This window comes from Flavobacterium sp. T50_26, from assembly GCF_057652995.1.
Window position 1 is genome coordinate 16170 of the sequence record NZ_JBYFCC010000024.1, and the last position, 18945, is coordinate 35114.

Sequence of the window (18945 nt, forward strand, 5' to 3'; positions counted from 1 at the left end):
TCATGGCGTATAAAATTTAATAATTAATTAGTATTGATTTTTGCTATTGAAATTGATTTTTGCTATTGAGATTACTTCTTAGTTCATCAAAAGCAGTTCATTCACAACCACTTCCGTTACATAACGTTTATTTCCTTCTTTATCGTCATAACTCCTGGAAGTTAGTTTCCCGATGATGCCAATTTGTTTTCCTTTATCAACGAATTTTTCAATAATTTCAGCTGTTTTTCCCCAAGCAACAACATTGTGCCATTGGGTTTGTTCTTTTTCATCTCCGCTTTTGTTTACAAAAACATCTTTAGTGGCTAGCGATAAGTTTGCTACTTTTTTTCCTCCGTCTAAATCTCTAATGATTGGTTCGTTTCCAACATGTCCGATTAATTGTACTTTGTTTTTCATTGCATTCATGGCGTGTAAAATTTTAAATGGTTTATAAATTAATTTTTGTCGTTGTTTGTTTTCGACGATGCAAAGATTTAACGGTTTGCAAAATTTATTCGGTACAAAAACAATTACTTTCGGTTGTAAATATTTGTAAGCGTTTGTAAACGGAAAATATTTTTTGTATCTTGCAGAAAAACAAAATTATATGCACGAAGCAATTAAGAAAATTGAATTACGAAATTTACAAATTGAAGACTACAAAGAATTGAAAAATTCGATGATGGAAGCCTACAGCGAACTCGAAAATTCGTATTGGAAAGAACATCATATCGAAAAATTACTCTCCATTTTTCCAAAAGGACAATTGGTTGTTTTGGTAGATGGAAAAGTAGTTGGTTCTGCACTTTCATTAATTATTGATTACAGTAAAGTGATTGCTAATCACACTTACGCACAAATTACAGGGAATTATAGTTTTGATACTCACAATCCAGAAGGAGAAGTTTTATATGGAATTGATGTTTTCATTCATCCAAAATACAGAGGTCTACGTTTAGGAAGATGTTTGTATGATGCTCGAAAAGAACTATGCGAGCAATTAAACCTTAAATCAATCATTTTCGCCGGAAGGATTCCGAATTATATTGATTATTTAAAAGAACTCACTCCAAAACAATATATCGAAAAAGTAAAATTAAAAGAATTATATGATCCGGTTTTATCTTTTCAAATCAGCAATGATTTTCACGTAAAAAAAATCATGAAAAATTACTTGGTTGGCGACACAAGTTCCAACGAATATGCGGTTTTGATGGAATGGAACAATATTTACTATGATGAAAATCCAAACTTAATCAATACTAAAAAAAGTGTTATTCGTTTAGGATTGATTCAGTGGCAAATGCGTCCGCTGAATAATTTAGAACAACTTTTTGAACAAGCCGAATTTTTTATCGATGTTGTTTCAGGTTACGGAAGTGATTTTGCGTTATTTCCCGAACTTTTCACCGCTCCGTTGATGGCCGATTATAACCATCTTTCGGAAGCTGATGCCATTCGTGAGTTAGCAAAACATTCGGAACCCATTCGAAAAAGATTTCAAGAATATGCTATTTCTTATAACATCAACATCATTACGGGAAGTATGCCTTATCTGGAAAATGGAGTTTTATACAACGTTGGATTTCTGTGCAAACGTGATGGAAGCAGCGAAATGTACACCAAAATTCACATCACACCCAACGAATCGTTGCATTGGGGAATGAAAGGTGGATCGCAAATTAAAACCTTCGACACTGATTGCGGAAAAATTGGTATTATGATTTGTTATGATGTTGAATTTCCGGAATTATCCCGTTTAATGGCCGATGAAGGAATGAATATACTTTTCGTTCCGTTTTTAACAGATACTCAAAATGGTTATACGCGTGTAAAACATTGTGCTCAATCGAGAGCCATTGAAAACGAATGTTATGTAGCAATTGCCGGTTGTGTTGGAAACTTACCAAAAGTGAATAACATGGATATTCAGTATGCTCAATCGGCGGTTTTTACTCCTTCTGATTTTGCTTTTCCGAGTAATGGAATCAAAGCCGAAGCCACGCCAAACACCGAAATGACATTAATTGTTGATGTTGATTTAGATTTACTAAAACAATTGCACGAATTTGGAACTGTTCGGATTTTAAAAGACAGAAGACATGATTTATACAACATTAAGAAATTAAAGTAAATAGTTATGAAAAACTGTTTAGAATGTAACGAAAAAATCATTGGCCGCGAAGATAAAAAGTTTTGCAGCGACGGTTGTAGAAATGCCTACAACAACAAAATGAACAAAGACAGCAACAATTTGATGCGAAATATCAATAACAAGTTGCGAAAAAATTATAGAATTTTAAGCGAATTAAATACCGAAGGAAAAAGCAAAACCACTAAATCAAAACTACTTAGCAAGGGTTTTGATTTTGATTTTTTCACTTCCATTTTGCATACCAAAACCGGAAACACCTATCATTTTTTGTATGATCAGGGCTATCTTGCTTTGGAAAACGACTATTTCATGTTAGTCAAAAGAGACCACTAACCACAACAACTTCTTATCATGAAAAAAAATTACACTTCGTTACTCATTTCCGTTTTGTTGATGGGAATTATTTGGTTTATTTTCCATCGGATGATGCCTTCCGATTACTCAAAAGGAAACGTTCCGGCAAGTGAATTTTCAACCGAACGAGCGTTAAAACATATTCAAGAAATTTCCAAAGAACCACATTTTGTTGGTTCACCAAATCATCCAAAAGTGATGAATTATTTGGAAAAAGAATTACAAAAATTAGGTTTAGAAACGCAAATTCAGCAAAGTACGATTTTAAGTAAATGGAATAATTTAGTTGAAACAAAAAATATTATAACCCGAATCAAAGGTTCAGATTCATCAAAAGCGTTGTTGCTTCTCACACATTTTGACAGTGCTCCACATACCAAATCACTTGGAGCCAGCGATGATGGGAATGGTTTAGCCGTAATTTTAGAAGGAATTCGAACTTTTCTTCACAACAAATCAACTCACAAAAACGACATTATTATTGTTTTTTCTGATGCAGAAGAATTAGGTTTAAACGGAGCTTATGCATTTGCATCCGAACATCCTTGGGCAAAAGAAGTCGGTTTAGTGATTAATTTTGAAGCTCGTGGAACTGCCGGTCCGTCGATGATGTTAGCCGAAACAAACTACGGAAATGCCAATTTAATCAAAGGTTTTGCTGAAGCGAATCCGAAATTTCCTGTTTCCAATTCGTTGATGTACAGTATTTATAAAATGCTTCCCAACGACACCGATTTAACTGCTTTTCGTGAAAAAGCGGATATTCCGGGCTACAATTTCGCCTTTATTGATGATCATTTTGATTACCACACGGTTCAAGATAATTATGAAAATTTCACGCCTGAGTGTTTGGAACATCAAGCTACTTATTTGATGCCGTTGCTTACTCATTATTCAAATACCGATTTGAGCAATTTAAAAACAGACGAAGATCACGTCTATTTTAGTTCAGCAGTTGGTTTTTTTAATTATCCTTTTTCATGGAATTTTCCGCTTTTAATTATTGCTTTTGTGCTTTTTCTTAGTGTTGTAACTATTGGATTTGGCAAACATTTACTAGATTTTAAAGAAGTTATACGCGGATTTGCACCATTATTTTTGTCAATTATACTTGGTGGATTGGTTACTTTTTTTGGTTGGGAAATGATTCAATCACTCTATCCGCAATACCAAGATATGCTGCACGGATTCACCTATAACGGTCATAGTTACATTGCTGCCTTTGTGTTGTTGTCTATGGCTATTTGTTTTTGGATTTACGCCAAATTCACTAAAAGTAAATTAATGCCAAGTCATTTTGTAGCTCCATTATTTTTATGGTTTATCATCAATTTTTTAATTTGTATTTATTTAAAAGGTGCTGCATTTTTTATAATTCCAGCTTATTTTGCAGTTTTCATTCTTGCTTTTTTTGTATTTAAAGAAAAATCAAATCCGTTTGTAAATTTAGCTTTGAGCATTCCTGCTTTATTGATTTTAGTTCCGTTTATTCAATTATTTCCTATTGGTTTAGGATTGAAAATGCTTGCCGGAAGTACTGTTTTGGTCGCACTTACATTTACACTTTTGCTACCCGTTTTTGGTGATTATTCTAAAAAATCCAATTGGGGAACATTCTTGTTTATCATTTCCATCGGATTTTTTATCAAAGCTCATTTTCAAAGCGATTTTGAAAAAGGAAAAGGCAAACCTAACAGCCTCGTCTATGTTTATGATGCTGATAATGACAAAGCAAATTGGGCAACGTATGACAAAGTGTTAGACAATTGGACTAAGAATTATTTAGGCGAAAATCTAACTTTAGACAAAAGTCTAAACAAATTTGGATTAAGTAGCAAATACAATTCCGGCTACAGTTATTCGGCTGAAGCTCCTAGAAAAAACATTGCTAAACCGACATTTACCTTTTTAAGAGATACAATTGTAGGCAATCAACGAGCGATTACAGTTAAAATTGAAGCCAATAAAAACGCCAATAGAATTGATGTTTTTGCTTCTGAAAAATTAAAAATCCATCATTTAAAAGCAAACGGAATTAAAAACATCAACCAAGAAGGAAGTTTTTATAAGCGAAAAAAATCCAATGTGCTGAATTATTATCCGATTAACAACAAACCATTAACGCTGAGTTTTCAAATTCACAAAGACGATAAACTGGATATGGATGTGATGATTTCTTCGTTTGATTTGTTGGAAAATCCACAATTCAGTATTCCAAAACGTCCGGATTCGTTTATTCCGATGCCATTTGTGTTAACGGATGCGATTATTGTGAAGAAAAAACTTCAGAAATCAGCACCAAAAAAGGTTGAAATTATTGAAAAAGTTGAAACTGCCATCGATACATTAATCATTCAAAAAGATAGTCTTGAAACAAATTAGCATTTTAGGTTGCGGTTGGTTGGGATTTCCTTTGGCAAAACATTTGCTTCAAAATGGCTATTCGATCAAAGGTTCAACAACAACGGAATCAAAGTTGGAATTACTTCAAAGCGAAGGAATTTCACCATTTTTAATTTCGCTTAAAGCGAATGATACTCAGCGTGAAATTGCCGATTTTTTAGAAAATTCAGAAATTCTGATTATTAATATTCCACCCGGTTTAAGAGGAAATTCCGAAGAAAATTTTGTGGCTAAGATGGAAAATTTCATTCCATTTATCGAAAAATCATCGGTTAAAAAAGTGATTTTTGTGAGTTCTACTTCCGTTTATGCAGATGAAAATCAAGTTGTCACTGAAGAAACTCATCCAGAACCGGAAACGGAAAGCGGAAAACAATTACTCATTTCAGAAAATTTACTTCTAAAAAATTCAAATTTTCAAACTACGATTTTACGTTTTGGCGGATTAATTGGCGAAGACCGTCATCCCATTAAATTTTTATCCGGAAGAAATAATATCGAAAATCCGGATGCACCCATCAACTTAATTCATCAATTTGATTGCATCGAAATCATCCAAAAAATCATTGAGAAAGAAGTTTGGAATACCGTTTTTAATGCTGTCGCTCCATTTCATCCCAGCCGGAAAAAATATTATACAGAAAAAGCATTGGAAATGAATTTGGTTCCGCCACAATTTAATGAAAATCAACCTTCTATTGGAAAAACAGTCTCATCCAACAAATTGATTGACGTTTTGAACTATGAATTTAAAAATTTAGGTTAAATTTACGATTGCAAACTAAACTTATAAAATGAACAATTCTCCCAAATTTGCAGTGATTGGTGGCGGAAGCTGGGCAACTGCAATAGCAAAAATGTTGTGCGTTAACCAAGCTGAAATTTGTTGGTACATGCGAAATCAGAACGCAATTGACCATATAAAAACTGAAAAACACAACCCAAATTACCTAAGTTCGGTTGAATTTGATACCAAAAAACTTAAACTAACGACCGATATTAATGAAGCGGTTAGTTATGCTGATATTTTAATTTTTGCTATTCCATCTGCTTTTTTAAATACCGAATTGGAAAAATTAACAGAATCCTTAAACGATAAAGTGATTTTTTCTGCCATCAAAGGAATTGTTCCTGAAACTTTTTTGATTGTTGGCGAACATTTTCACAGAGAATACGACATTCCATATGAAAACATTGGTGTAATCACCGGTCCGTGTCACGCGGAAGAAGTGGCTTTGGAACGTCTTTCGTATTTAACGATTGCTTGTGCAGATGCGTCAAAAGCCAAAATTGTTGCTAAAAATCTAAACAGCAATTACATCAAAACCAAAATTTCCGACGACATCATCGGAACTGAATATGCCGCCATGTTGAAAAACATTTATGCCATTGCTGCCGGAATGGCTCATGGTTTAGGTTACGGCGATAATTTTCAAGCGTTGCTGATGAGTAATGCGATTCGTGAAATGAAGAAATTCATCCGAAAAGTGCACAAAATGAAACGAAATATCAATGATTCTGCCTATTTGGGCGATTTACTGGTAACAGGCTATTCCGTTTTTTCACGAAACAGAATGTTCGGAAACATGATCGGAAAAGGCTACACTGTGAAAAGTGCCATGATGGAAATGAGTATGGTTGCCGAAGGATATTATGCCGTGAAAAGTGCCTACAAACTCAACCAAGATTACCAAGCCAAAACCCCAATTATTGATGCGGTATATCAAATTTTATACGAAAGTAAAGACCCGAAAAGCGTGTTTAAAAAATTGACGGATAAGTTGGATTAATTTTAAGAAAATAGATTATAGAATAAAGAAAATAGACAAGATACTTATAGTTGTAGTCTATTTTCTTTCTCTTTGTTCTATATTCATTTACTTCACCACTACCCCATTCTTAAACAAAACAGGTACTTCTTCCATCGCTCGTTCGTTGATGGTATTGGTTCTAAAGGTGAATTTTTTATCATATAAAGTGTTTCCGATAAAAAAAGTGACCATGAATTCGTTATTGAGAGCTAATACTTTTGATTCTATCATTTCAATTTTTACGGCAGAAACCGATTCAATTTCAATGAAAGCATGACGTAATAACGACGTTTTTTTCATTTCACCATCCACAGTGCCAAACGCTTTGGAAACAACCATTACGCTATCTAATTTGAAGTCGCTGTCGTTAATGAGATACACATTCCAAACATTATCCATAAAGTCGTCGTTCCATTCTTGGATGGCGGCTAGAAAGACGTTTTCTACTTTGGGGATGATAATGTCGGATTTCATTTTTTATTTTTTTACCACGAAGACACTAATATGGCACAAAGTTCACGATTCAATTGTTGTGTCCTTTGTGAACTCTTGGTGTCTTAGTGGTTAATTTTAAATACTTGTTTTAAATTGCTCTAAAAAGCGAACATCGTTCTCATAAAACATACGAATATCGCCAATTTGGTACAAAAGCATGGCAATACGTTCGATTCCCATACCAAAAGCAAAACCGTTGTATTCATCCGGATTGATGCCGCAGTTTTTCAACACATTCGGGTCAACCATTCCGCAACCCATGATTTCCAACCATCCTGTACCTTTGGTGATGCGGTAATCGGTTTCGGTTTTTAAACCCCAATAAATATCCACCTCAGCACTTGGTTCGGTAAAAGGGAAATAAGATGGTCGGAGGCGAATTTTTGACTTTCCGAACATTTCTTTGGTGAAATATAAAAGTGTTTGCTTTAAGTCGGCAAACGAAACATCTTTGTCAATATACAAGCCTTCTACTTGATGGAAAATACAGTGTGAACGCGAGGAAACGGCTTCATTACGGAAAACACGTCCCGGAGAAATCGTTCTAATTGGCGGTTTGTTGTTTTCCATGTATCGCACCTGAACCGAAGACGTGTGCGTTCGCAACAACACATCAGGATTGGTTTGAATAAAAAACGTATCCTGCATATCTCTTGCCGGATGATATTCCGGAAGGTTTAATGCGGTAAAATTATGCCAATCATCTTCAATTTCCGGTCCTTCGGAAACATTGAATCCGATGTTTGAAAAAATGTCAATAATTTGATTTTTTACCAACGAAATAGGATGACGAGAACCAATTGGAAATGGCTCACCCGGACGAGTTAAATCGCCAAAAAGTCCAACCGATTCTTCTTTGCTTTCCAGCATTTCCTGAATGGATTTTACTTTTTCTTCAGCGGTGTTTTTCAACGTATTGATTACTTGACCAAATTCTTTTTTCTGTTCGTTAGGAACATTTTTAAATTCGGCAAACAAGTCTTTCAACAAACCTTTGCTTCCTAAAAATTTAATTCGGAATTGTTCAAGTGTTTCTTTATTATCCGTATGAAAAGCTTGTGCTTCGCCAATGTATTCTTTTATCTTGTCTATCATCGTTCGTGCTGTAAAGGTGCAAATTTAGGAAAAAGTTGGGAGTTGGGTGTTGGAAGTTGGGTGTTTTTATTAAATACTGAAAACTATTTAATCAACTCTCTTTCCAAAAAATAATTCACAATCGCTTCTTTCATCAAAACCGACTGTTCGCCTGCTTTGAGTGGCGGAAGTTCTTCTTTTACTTTGTAATGTGGCCAACCGTCGTTATCAAAAAACTCAAATTCATAATAGCCATACGGTTCTAATAAACGGCAAATGGCAATGTGCATGAGTTCGATTTTTTCGTCTTTTTTGAAGGTTCTTTTCACTTTACCTAATTCCTGAACGCCGATTAAATAGATAATGGCATCGAGGTCGAGTACATCGCCCTCGGCAAATTGATTGGATAGTATATTGACAACGTTTTCCCAACGTTCTTTTAATTGAATATCTCTTGACATGATGGAAGATGGAAGTGGGAAGATGGAAGAGTTATTTCATCAATCATCCACATTTATTTTTGGCAAAGATAAGAAGTTGCTTCTTATTAAACAGAAATTACTATTTTAGTGAACTTTATTTTTTGAAAATGGATATTGTTATCGGAATTTTATTAATTATTGGATTGTATCAAGGCATCAAAAACGGTTTGTTTGTAGAAATTGCTTCCATCATTTCGTTTATTTTAGGCGTTTTTATTGCGATTAAATTTTCGTATTTGGTGAAAGGTTTTTTAGAAGGTTTTGTGAGTTGGAATCCGCAAACGATTCAAATTACAGCTTTTGTTTTGACTTTAATTTTGGTGGTAATTGGCGTTCATTTCTTAGCAAAGATTTTCACAAAAATTGCTGATTTTGCTTTTTTAGGTTGGGCAAACAAATTAGCCGGTGGAATTTTTAGTGTTTTAAAAACCGCTTTATTAATTGGAATTGTGCTGAATTTAGTTCAAAAAATAAATGTAGATAATCAATTGATTTCTAAAGAAAAACAGGAAAAGTCAATTTTTTACAGACCAATTTTGGATACCACCGCTTTTATGCTTCCAATGGTTACGAAGTGGATTGACGATGTAAAAAAAGTATATGAAGAAACTACTTCAACTCCTTGATTGCTTCGCTTAAAATCCATCCTTCGGTTTCATCTGTGAGTTGAATTTTTTTCCAGTTATCAACCGTTTCTAAAACAAAAACTTTTGTTCCTTCGTGAAGAATAAATGCTTCGGCGGCATTTTCTCTCGGTTCGTTTTTCACGGAAATTATTTGTTCAAAAACAATAGCCGGACGTTCGGTTTGATAAAGGTTTTTTTCAAAAACAGCTGCTCCAAAGGCTGCTAAAATAAAAAACGGGATAATGAACATTCCTACAAAGAAAATTCGTTTTGCCACTGTTGTTTGCGAAAAGTAATAGCCTATAAAAAACAATAAAAACAGAATTGCTAAACCAACGGAAATATAACCCCACGTGTTGTAATGAACCAATCCTGTGAAATTTCGCATGATTCGCTCAAAACCAACTTTTTCGATTGTTTTAATATCATCAATCGTACTGTTTTTGGCGAATTTTAGGTTGTTTTGGATGTCTTTATCATTCGGACTAATCAACAATGCTTTCTCATAATAATAAATAGCCGGTGCAATTTTATTGAGCTTATAATAACTGTTGGCCAAATTAAAATATAAATCGCATGATTCTTTTTTGTCTTTTAAAATGCTTTCGTAGGCTGTTATTGCTTCTTGATAATTTCCTTTTCGATAATGATCGTTTCCTTTATCAAAAACACTCTGTGCCCAAAATGTTTGGGAAAGCAAGAGTAAAATATAGATGATATTTTTCATTTTCTTTACCACGAAGTTCACAAAGAAGGCACAAAGGTCACTATAGAACGCCATTGATTACTCTTCGAACTCCATTTTTTAATTGTTTTACATTAAAATTTATTAACATTCCTAATTTACAATTAGTTAATTTAAGATAGGTTAAAATCTGTGCTAAATGCACTTCGTTTAATGCTTCAACCGATTTCACTTCAACAATAAATTTGTCTTCAATAATAATGTCGATTCTATAACCGACTTCCATTTTTACTTCTTCATAAATTAATGGTAGAGCCTTCTGTTTTTCAACTTTAAATGGAAATTTTTTTAGTTCATAAAACAGACACTCTTCATAAGCACTTTCCAACAATCCCGGACCTAAAGCTTTGTGAACTTTTAATGCGGATTCAAAAACCACTTTTGCTATTTCATCTTCACTCATTTGATACATTTCGCGTTCTTTGTGCCTTCTTCGTGTTCCTTGTGGTTAACTAATTTGTTTTTCTAATTCCGAAATCACTTCTGCCGCTTTGTCAAAATCCTGCTGCATGGCTACATTTGAAAACTGAGCATATCGAGCTAATTCGCAATTTTCGGTGATTTGAATAAATTTTTCTATCGTTTCCGGTTGTGCTTTTTTATCGGCTAATAATTCTTTTATTAAATCTTTGCTCATTTCCGAGGTTTCAATTTTTAATTTCGCTTTCAGAAAGTTGTGCAACGATTTTTCTAATGCCACATAAAACGGCTCTTTATTTCCTAATTGCTTTTTGGCTTCGGATAAATATTTCTTAGCCAATCTGTTGTTCATTTTCAATTTATTACCAACCACATCTCCGTCTATAGCTTCTTTTTTCTTCTTAAATAAAATGATAAACGGAATTAATAGAAAAGGTATTCCCAACAAAACATAATACGTCGTTGAACCAAAAAAATCCTTTTTATTGATTTGGGATAACTTAGTTTTTAAATGAATAAATTTGAATTGATCTTGTGCTGAAACCGTCTTTTTCTCTGTAGAAGCTTTGTCCTGATTAGCAATTCCTGCGTTAGGCGAAGATGGTCCGTCTGCCACATTAATCGTAATTTCATCGGAAGTGATGGTTTTGTAACTATTCGTTCCTAAATCGAAATAGGAAAATTGCATTGGTTTAATCGTGTAATTTCCTTTGAATTGCGGAATAATTGTGTATTTATCGGAGATTTTTCCGTTCATTCCGCTCAAAGGCGTATTCACATTTTCGGAGTGAACCGGATCATACATTTCCAAAGCTGTGGGAACAACAGGTTTTGGTAAACTAAATAATTTTAAATTTCCTGAACCGGAAACACTGACTTCCAAATCCATACTTTCACCATTTTTTAAAGTGGTTTTGGAAGGTGTTACTTTGAAATCAAATTTACCAACAGCACCCGAAAAATCAATTGGTTTTCCGTTTTCGGGAAGTGGTTTCACGTTAATGATTTTGCTTCCGGCAGAAACACGTTTGTGGTCTTTGGTAAGCATTACTTGACCGAAAATATTTCGTCGATTAGTGGGCAATTCTACATCAATATCTAACGAAAGTGGTTCAATTTCTAACTTCCCTGATTTTTGCGGATATAAAACGGTTTTGCGAAGTACTACAAAACGAAAACGTTCGCCATTATAGTTTCCTTCTTCGGCAACTAATTGTTTGATGTCGATGTTTTGACTCCAAAAATCATTGTATTTGGGTTTATCTAATTCCCGCCAATTTGAAATACCGATGTTATGACTGAAATATAATTTATAAACTACCGTAATAGGTTCGTTCAAATAAGGACTGGTTTTGCTGACTTCGGCCACTAAATGCAACGCATCGTTTATCGAAACGGAATTGTCGTTTGGATCACGTGGTTGCTGCACCGCATCGGTAACTTTAATGCTTATTGGCGTAGTTTTATAAACTTGTCCGTTGTATTCAATCGAAGCTTGTTTGATGGAGATAGTTCCTTTTTGAGTAGGCAATAAAAAATAGGAATACGTTTTGTTAAACGAACTTTTCCCGTTTACCCACGATTGACTTACTTGCTGACTTGGTCCTGCAATGACTCTAAAGCCTTCAAAAGCTGGAGGGTCAAAATTATCGCCATCCACATTCATTGTAAAATCGATACGCAAGCGTTCGTTGAGTCCCAAAGAAGTTTTACTCGCTTTGGCCTCAAACTGAACTTGAGCAAAAATTGTCTGACAAGTTACTAATAGTATGAATACTAATTTTTTCATTTTCAATTACCAGTCTTTTTCCGTTTGAACAGGTTTTGATTTTACTTTTTGAAGATTTACTTTTTCCTGTACTTTCTTTTCTTCATTATTTACGGCATCTAAGAGATTTTGGACGCTTTCTTTAGAAATTCCGGAAGGTTGTGGTTTTGGTTCACCACCTTGATTTTGATCTTTCTTCTGATCGCCTTCGTTCTTATCTTCTTTGTTGTCGCCTTTTCCTTTGTCTTTGTCGCCTTCTTTTTTATCGTCCTTTTTGTCTTTATCTCCGTCGCCTTTGTCTTGTTTTTGGTCGTCTTTTTTATCGTCCTTCTTGTCGTCTTTCTTATCGTCTTTTTTATCTTGGTTTTGATCTTCAGGATTATTTTTCAAATATTCTTTCGCTAAGGCATAATTGTAGCGGGTTTGCTCATCGGAAGGATTATTTCGCAAGGCGTTTTTATACGCTTCAACAGCTTTGCTATATTGCTTTTCTTTCATATAAACATTCCCCAAATTGTGCAATGCTTTGTGTTTTTCTTCTTTAGTGGTTGCTTTTTCAAACGCTTGGGAATACGCATATTTTGATTCGCTAAACTGTTTTTGTCTGTAAATAGAATTTCCTAAATTATAAGATGGTGCCGCACCGGATAAACCTTTAGAATTGGAAATACGGTATTGTGCTTCTGCTTCTGAGTATTTCTTTTCAGCAAAAGCTTCATTTGCTTTGGGTAAAATTTTATCTTTCTCTTTCTTTACTTCTTCTTGAGCGAAAGTAAATAAAGAAAATAATAAACTAATTAAAAAAACTATTTGCTTCATGATTCCTTTTCATTAAATAAATTCAACTTACTAATCCAGCCTGTTTTTCTTTCTAACAGAAAAATATCGATAAACAACAATGCAAAAGCTATGCCTAAAAACCATTGAAACTGCGATTGAAAATCGGCTACTTGTGTGGTTTCAAATTCGGTTTTTTCGATGTTATCTAATGCATTTTTCACATAATCCAGCACATCTTTAGTATTTCCACCATAAACAAAACCTCCTTTTGTTCCTTTTCCAATTTGTTTTAGAATTTCGGCATTCATTTTTGTAACTACAACTTCATCATTTCTATCGCGTTTGAAATTTTCGACAACGCCATTTCTTTTAATCGGAATAGGTCCGCCTTTTTCTGTTCCAACACCAATAGTGATTACTTTTGCTTTTATTTTAAGAGCTTCTTCAATGGCTCCATCTACCCCATCGGAATGATCTTCTCCATCGGAAATCAGAATAATTAATTTATTCGTAGCATTTCCTTTATCGAAATAATTCGCAGATAATTTAATTGCTTCTTCCAACGATGTTCCTTGCGACGAAACCATGTCGGTATTCATGCCTTGCAGATACATTTTTGCCACACCATAATCGGTTGTAATTGGCAACACTGGAAATGCACTTCCGGCATAAGCCACCATTCCGATTCGGTCGCTACCCAATTGATTAATGATTTGTGAAACGATTTGTTTTGTTTTGTCTAATCGGTTGGGTGCCATGTCTTCGGCTAGCATACTTTTGGAAACGTCGATGGCAAAAACCACGTCTATTCCTTCCCGCTTCACGGTTTCCATTTTAGTACCAATTTTTGGATTGGCTAAGCCGATTATTAAACTCGCCAAAGCTAAAAGTAGAACCGTAATTTTTAAAACCGGCTTAAAAACCGACTTTTCAGGGCTGAGCTTTTTAACTAATTCAACATCGCCAAATTCGCGTTGCTTTTTTCTTTTCCAATATAAATTGATCAAAAAAAGTATCACTATTATTGGGATAACAGCTAAAAAGTATAAATATATTTTTTCGTCTATTTGTGAATACATATTATATAAAACCTCTAAAAATGGTTTGTTTTAATAAAATTTCTATCAACAATAACAAGCCTGCAATCCAAATCAATGGGCGGAATTTTTCGTCGTAATTGTAAAAACGTTGTTCTTCTATTTCGGTTGTTTCTAACTTATTGATTTCGTTATAGATTTCCTCTAATTTACTGTTGCTTGTGGCTCTAAAATATTTTCCATCGGTTTTTTTGGCGATGCTTTTCATTAATGCTTCATCAATTTCAACCGGCATCATTTGAAATAAAAATCCGCCGTTTGGTGCATACGCATACGGGAATTCTGCCATTCCATTTGTACCAAGACCAATCGTGTAGACTTTAATTCCGTATTCTCTTGCGATATCAGCGGCAGTTTCAGGTTCAATAAACCCCGCATTGTTTACACCATCGGTTAACAAAATAACGATTCTGCTTTTGGCTTTACTGTCTTTTAAACGGTTCACAGCGGTCGCCAATCCCATCCCGATTCCGGTTCCGTCTTTGAGAACATTGTCATAATTAATGCTTTTGATGGCTTCAACTACGATGGATTTATCGCTGGTTACGGGAGTTTTAGTATAACTTTCTGCGGCATAGACCACAATTCCGAAACGGTCATTCGGTCTGTCCTTTACAAAGTTTGCCGCCACTTTTTTTAATGATTCTAATCGATTTGGCTTTAAATCTTTGGCCAACATACTTCCGGAAACGTCGGTGGCAATCACAATATCAATACCGCGAGTGGTTTTGGTTTTATTGCTAACATCTACTGTTCTTGGACGAGCTAATGCTACAATGATAAAGCTAAGAGCCAAAATTCGCATCGCAAACAACAACGGTTTCAATTTGGGTAAAATAGAACTTTTTACTTTAAAACCTTTTAATGAACTTACTTTTAAAGTAGGCGTTTGTTTATTTCTTTTCCAAATATACCAAGCGATTGCCACCGGCAGAAGGGTGAACAACCAGAAAAACTGTGGATGTAAAAAAGTGATGTTTTCCATAGTTATTTTATTATGGCAATTTCAACCGAATTCATAATTCGCTCTGTTATTTCGTTGGCAACTTCATCGCCTTCTTCGTGCAGTACAATAACTTGTTGCAATCCGCCTTCTTGACCAAAGAACATTACTTCGTAATAGGCTTTTCTGCTTTTTTTGGTTATTGGATCTAAAATATTCATGGTTCCGTAGCCTCTTAATCCTTCAATACCTTCTTTAGTACTGAAACTTTCTTGTTTCACTAAGATATTCTGAGCACCGTTGGCTTCCATCATTTTTAGTGAACCCTCCAATGCTTGGGCTAATTCAATTTTTATATCTTGTTTCAATTTTGTGGTCATGACGGCAATATAAAAATGATCCATCATTGCTCCGTAGCCAAATAGTTGCATATCTGTCATTTCCGACTGCTGTCCGCCCATCATTTTGGAAACATCCATTCGTTGAAGCACTTTTGGCGTTTCTATTTTAATGGCCGGATTTCCGTATTGACTTGAAACCCATTCGCCTTCTAATAATTCTTTAGTTGGATGACCAAGAATGTTGTCTTTTAAAAAGTCGAAACCTTTCACGGCAACTAAAATACCTAATGAAACAAATAAAACAACAACTACTGAAACAATTATTAGTGTTCTCTTCTTCGCTTTTTTTCGTTTTAAAATTTTCGCTTGATTGGCTTCGTTGTCCTCTAATTCTTCTTCTTCGATTTCTTCCGGAATGGATTGATGAATTTTAAAAATTGTTTTTTCGATTTTAATTTTATCATCGGCAATTTCAAATTCTAATGGTTTTGATTTCGCAAATTTTACTAAATCGGCTTGTTTTAAAACCTTTTCCAAATTTTTGATGGTCTCTTCTGTTAGCGAAAGTTTCTTTTTGACAATCGCAATTTTGAAAGCAGAAATCAATTCATCTGTCGTACTTTCCATTGCGGGAATTTCGATGGCTTCTTCAATATACGTTCGAGCAATATCAGTCAATTCAGAATAATATTCTTTTACTTCACCCCGTTCAACCAAGCTCTTTTTTTCTAATGTTTTTAGATGAGCTGTTGCTTTTTCAATCGGGGTAGCATAAACAATTTCTTCTTCTGCCGGTTTTTTATATTTCTTTATCAGAAAATAAATCAAATAACCAATTCCGGCAATTCCGATTACAATCAACAAATAAATCCACCAATTCGAATAGTCGTTCGGAACGGTCGAAATATCTTTGATATCATACATGTGTTGCTTTAATGTATCGACAACAACCGGAAGAATTTCTACCAAAACACTATCGGTCGCAAATGGTTTTGAATTGATGATGACTTTTAACGATGGTATCGTGTATTTTCCGCTGTCAAATTGCGTTAAACCATATTTTTTGATAAGCTGATACTTATCGTTTTCTTTGATGGTGTCGGTGGGATAACTTTCTAACACTTCTAAACTTCCAAATAATTTTCCTTCCGGAAAAGCCACTTTTGAAAGTGTATCCACCGTTGTTTTGAAGGTTAAATTAATTTGTGCACCAATTTTAACTTTGGTGCTGTCAACCGAAGTAGTTACTCTTTTTTGTTGAGCAAAAACGAAGGTTGAAATAAGTAGAAAAAAGATATATAATTTAATTTTCATTGTCTGTTTCACAGCGATTTACAAAATTTTTTGAAATTTACTTATGATTATCTTGATTTAAAATAAGTTAATAATTTAGTCACATAACTTTCGTCAACTCTTGTATTTACTGTTCCTGAACCACATTTTGAAAAAGTTTCTTTGAAAAAAGTTACTTTCTCGCGATAATATTTTTCATATTCCATTCGGATGGATTTCGAATTGGTATTCACTAACATCGTTTCGCCCGTTTCAGCATCCAACATATTCACCATTCCGATGTTTGGCATTTTTTCTTCTCGAATATCAAACACACGAATTCCGGTGATGTCGTGTTTTTTTCCGGCGATTTTTAAGGTGTGTTCGTAATTATCATCCGTAATAAAATCAGATATGAAAAACACAATTGCTTTCTTTTTCATCACACTCGATAAAAATTTCAACGCATTTGTAATATTTGTTTTATTGCTTTTTGGTTTAAATTCTATCAACTCACGGATGATTCTCAACACGTGTGATTTTCCTTTTTTAGGCGGAATGTAAAGCTCTATTTCATCGGAAAACAAAATCAAACCAATTTTATCGTTATTTTGAGTTGCTGAAAATGCCATTGTTGCAGCGATTTCAGTCACAATTTCACTTTTCAATTGATTTTTTGTGCCAAAACTTTCAGAACCTGAAATGTCCACCATCAACATCATCGTTAACTCTCGTTCTTCTTCGAACACTTTGATATACGGTTCGTTGTAACGTGCGGTCACATTCCAATCGATTGCTCGAACATCATCACCAAATTGATATTGACGAACTTCTGAAAAAGTCATCCCACGACCTTTGAACGACGTATGGTATTCTCCCGAAAAGATATGATCGCTCAATCTTCGGGTTTTGATTTCTATTTTTCGTACTTTTTTGAGTAAGTCTTTTGTTTCCATAATTTAGTTACGGGTTACGGGTTACGGGTTACGGGTTAAAACTTTCAACTCGCAACTTTTCAACTCGCAACTTATTAAGGTACCTCAATCTCGTTCACAATTTTATTAATGATTTCAACCGAAGTGATGTTTTCTGCTTCGGCTTCATAGGTTATTCCGATACGGTGACGCAATACATCGTGAACCACGGCACGCACATCTTCGGGAATTACATAACCACGACGTTTGATAAATGCGTAACATTTTGCGGCTGTGGCTAAATTGATGCTTCCACGAGGAGATGATCCAAAACTGATTAACGGTTTTAAACTTTCTAATTTATATTTTTCAGGGAAACGTGTAGCGAAAATGATATCCAAAATGTATTTTTCAATTTTTTCATCCATATACACTTCACGAACCGCTTGTTGAGCACGTAAAATTTGATCGATGGAAATCACGGCATTTACTTTTTCGTAACTTCCTTTTAAATTTTGACGAATTACCAATCGCTCGTCTTCCATTTTAGGATAATCAATCACAGTTTTCAGCATAAAACGATCGACTTGAGCTTCCGGTAACGGATACGTTCCTTCTTGTTCAATCGGGTTTTGAGTAGCTAAAACCAAGAACGGTTTGTCTAATTTAAAAGTCGTGTCACCAATCGTTACTTGTTTTTCCTGCATCGCTTCTAACAAAGCTGATTGCACTTTTGCAGGAGCACGGTTGATCTCATCGGCTAAGACGAAATTGGCGAAAATAGGTCCTTTTTTTATCGAAAATTCATTTTGTTTGATGTTGTAAATCATTGTTCCAACCACATCGGCTGGCAATAAATCCGGAGTAAACTGAATTCGGCTAAATGAACCTTGAACAGCTTGTGACAACGTATTAATCGCCAACGTTTTTGCCAAACCGGGAACACCTTCCAACAAAATATGACCTTGACCTAAAAGACCAATCAACAATCGTTCGATCATGTGTTTTTGACCTACGATTACTTTGTTCATTTCATAGGTAAGAAGGTCGATAAAAGCACTTTCTCTTTCAATTTTTTCATTAATCGCTCGGATGTCTAGCGTAGTTGTATTTTCTTCCATAATTCCTATTTTAAGAGCTCGAATTTAGTATGTTTAAATTAACAGTGCAAATTGAAAATTTTATTCGTTTCAAGATGTTAACATACCGTTAAAACTTCAATAAAATCATAGGTTTTAAGAGTGATTTGTGATTTAGTTTTTATAATTTTAAGACCGATAAGA

19 protein-coding genes are annotated in these 18945 nt (G+C 34.5%); 6 read left to right on the forward strand and 13 right to left on the reverse strand.

Features of this window, described 5'->3' with window-relative positions; translation table 11 throughout:
* Window positions 1-78: 78 nt before the first annotated feature.
* Window positions 79-408 (reverse strand): single-stranded DNA-binding protein, encoded by a 330-nt coding sequence (locus AC23MC_RS13530; protein ID WP_487568879.1) that lies wholly within the window; start codon window positions 406-408, stop codon window positions 79-81.
* A gap of 181 nt (window positions 409-589) precedes the next feature.
* Between AC23MC_RS13530 and AC23MC_RS13535 the strand changes: the two genes are divergently transcribed.
* Genes AC23MC_RS13535 through AC23MC_RS13555 form a run of 5 tightly spaced genes read left to right on the forward strand, consistent with a single transcriptional unit; the run spans window position 590 to window position 6684 of the window.
* The gene (locus AC23MC_RS13535) at window positions 590-2116 is read left to right on the forward strand and encodes a GNAT family N-acetyltransferase (RefSeq protein ID WP_487568880.1); all 1527 of its coding nucleotides are present in this window, start codon (window positions 590-592) and stop codon (window positions 2114-2116) included.
* A gap of 6 nt (window positions 2117-2122) precedes the next feature.
* Entirely contained in the window at window positions 2123-2470 is a 348-nt protein-coding gene (locus AC23MC_RS13540; RefSeq protein ID WP_487568881.1) for a hypothetical protein, read from the forward strand.
* Window positions 2471-2488: 18 nt separating this feature from the next.
* Complete coding sequence (locus AC23MC_RS13545; protein ID WP_487568882.1) at window positions 2489-4873, forward strand: M28 family peptidase; 2385 nt, start codon at window positions 2489-2491, stop codon at window positions 4871-4873.
* The gene (locus AC23MC_RS13550; protein ID WP_487568883.1) at window positions 4860-5660 is read left to right on the forward strand and encodes an NAD(P)H-binding protein; all 801 of its coding nucleotides are present in this window, start codon (window positions 4860-4862) and stop codon (window positions 5658-5660) included. The genes AC23MC_RS13545 and AC23MC_RS13550 overlap by 14 nt, the downstream gene beginning before the upstream one ends.
* Window positions 5661-5688: 28 nt before the next feature.
* Window positions 5689-6684, forward strand: coding sequence for an NAD(P)H-dependent glycerol-3-phosphate dehydrogenase (locus AC23MC_RS13555; protein WP_487568884.1), 996 nt, complete (start codon window positions 5689-5691; stop codon window positions 6682-6684).
* Between the two features lie 87 nt (window positions 6685-6771).
* Here AC23MC_RS13555 and AC23MC_RS13560 read toward each other — a convergent pair whose 3' ends face one another.
* From AC23MC_RS13560 to AC23MC_RS13570, 3 genes are all read right to left on the reverse strand, one after another.
* Window positions 6772-7179 (reverse strand): hypothetical protein, encoded by a 408-nt coding sequence (locus AC23MC_RS13560; RefSeq protein WP_487568885.1) that lies wholly within the window; start codon window positions 7177-7179, stop codon window positions 6772-6774.
* Window positions 7180-7275: 96 nt separating this feature from the next.
* Entirely contained in the window at window positions 7276-8295 is a 1020-nt protein-coding gene (gene pheS, locus AC23MC_RS13565) for a phenylalanine--tRNA ligase subunit alpha (protein ID WP_487568886.1), read from the reverse strand.
* A gap of 83 nt (window positions 8296-8378) precedes the next feature.
* Window positions 8379-8735 carry a hypothetical protein gene (locus AC23MC_RS13570; RefSeq protein ID WP_248436731.1) on the reverse strand — a complete coding sequence of 119 codons (357 nt, stop codon included), beginning with the start codon at window positions 8733-8735 and terminating at the stop codon, window positions 8379-8381.
* A 128-nt stretch (window positions 8736-8863) separates the two neighbouring features.
* Here AC23MC_RS13570 and AC23MC_RS13575 point away from each other — a divergent pair, with 128 nt between their 5' ends.
* Window positions 8864-9382 carry a CvpA family protein gene (locus AC23MC_RS13575; protein WP_487568887.1) on the forward strand — a complete coding sequence of 173 codons (519 nt, stop codon included), beginning with the start codon at window positions 8864-8866 and terminating at the stop codon, window positions 9380-9382.
* Here the strand turns inward: AC23MC_RS13575 and AC23MC_RS13580 are convergent.
* The 9 genes from AC23MC_RS13580 to AC23MC_RS13620 form a co-directional block, all read right to left on the reverse strand.
* Window positions 9366-10109 carry a tetratricopeptide repeat protein gene (locus AC23MC_RS13580; protein WP_487568888.1) on the reverse strand — a complete coding sequence of 248 codons (744 nt, stop codon included), beginning with the start codon at window positions 10107-10109 and terminating at the stop codon, window positions 9366-9368. The two genes, AC23MC_RS13575 and AC23MC_RS13580, sit on opposite strands and share 17 nt — an antisense overlap.
* A 40-nt stretch (window positions 10110-10149) precedes the next feature.
* Window positions 10150-10530, reverse strand: a complete 381-nt coding sequence (locus AC23MC_RS13585) for a GxxExxY protein (protein WP_487568911.1) — start codon at window positions 10528-10530, stop codon at window positions 10150-10152.
* A gap of 45 nt (window positions 10531-10575) precedes the next feature.
* Window positions 10576-12336 (reverse strand): BatD family protein, encoded by a 1761-nt coding sequence (locus AC23MC_RS13590; protein WP_487568889.1) that lies wholly within the window; start codon window positions 12334-12336, stop codon window positions 10576-10578.
* Between the two features lie 6 nt (window positions 12337-12342).
* The gene (locus tag AC23MC_RS13595) at window positions 12343-13134 is read right to left on the reverse strand and encodes a tetratricopeptide repeat protein (RefSeq protein ID WP_487568890.1); all 792 of its coding nucleotides are present in this window, start codon (window positions 13132-13134) and stop codon (window positions 12343-12345) included.
* On the reverse strand, window positions 13131-14174 hold the full coding sequence (locus AC23MC_RS13600; RefSeq protein ID WP_487568891.1) for a VWA domain-containing protein: 1044 nt from the start codon (window positions 14172-14174) through the stop codon (window positions 13131-13133). The genes AC23MC_RS13595 and AC23MC_RS13600 overlap by 4 nt, the downstream gene beginning before the upstream one ends.
* Before the next feature lies 1 nt (window position 14175).
* Window positions 14176-15177, reverse strand: coding sequence for a vWA domain-containing protein (locus AC23MC_RS13605; protein WP_487568892.1), 1002 nt, complete (start codon window positions 15175-15177; stop codon window positions 14176-14178).
* A gap of 2 nt (window positions 15178-15179) precedes the next feature.
* The gene (locus tag AC23MC_RS13610) at window positions 15180-16790 is read right to left on the reverse strand and encodes a hypothetical protein (protein ID WP_487568893.1); all 1611 of its coding nucleotides are present in this window, start codon (window positions 16788-16790) and stop codon (window positions 15180-15182) included.
* Between the two features lie 47 nt (window positions 16791-16837).
* Window positions 16838-17704: a DUF58 domain-containing protein gene (locus AC23MC_RS13615; protein ID WP_248436241.1), complete on the reverse strand. Its 867-nt coding sequence runs from the start codon at window positions 17702-17704 to the stop codon at window positions 16838-16840.
* Window positions 17705-17778: 74 nt separating this feature from the next.
* Entirely contained in the window at window positions 17779-18783 is a 1005-nt protein-coding gene (locus AC23MC_RS13620; RefSeq protein WP_112087072.1) for an AAA family ATPase, read from the reverse strand.
* Window positions 18784-18945: the final 162 nt, after the last annotated feature.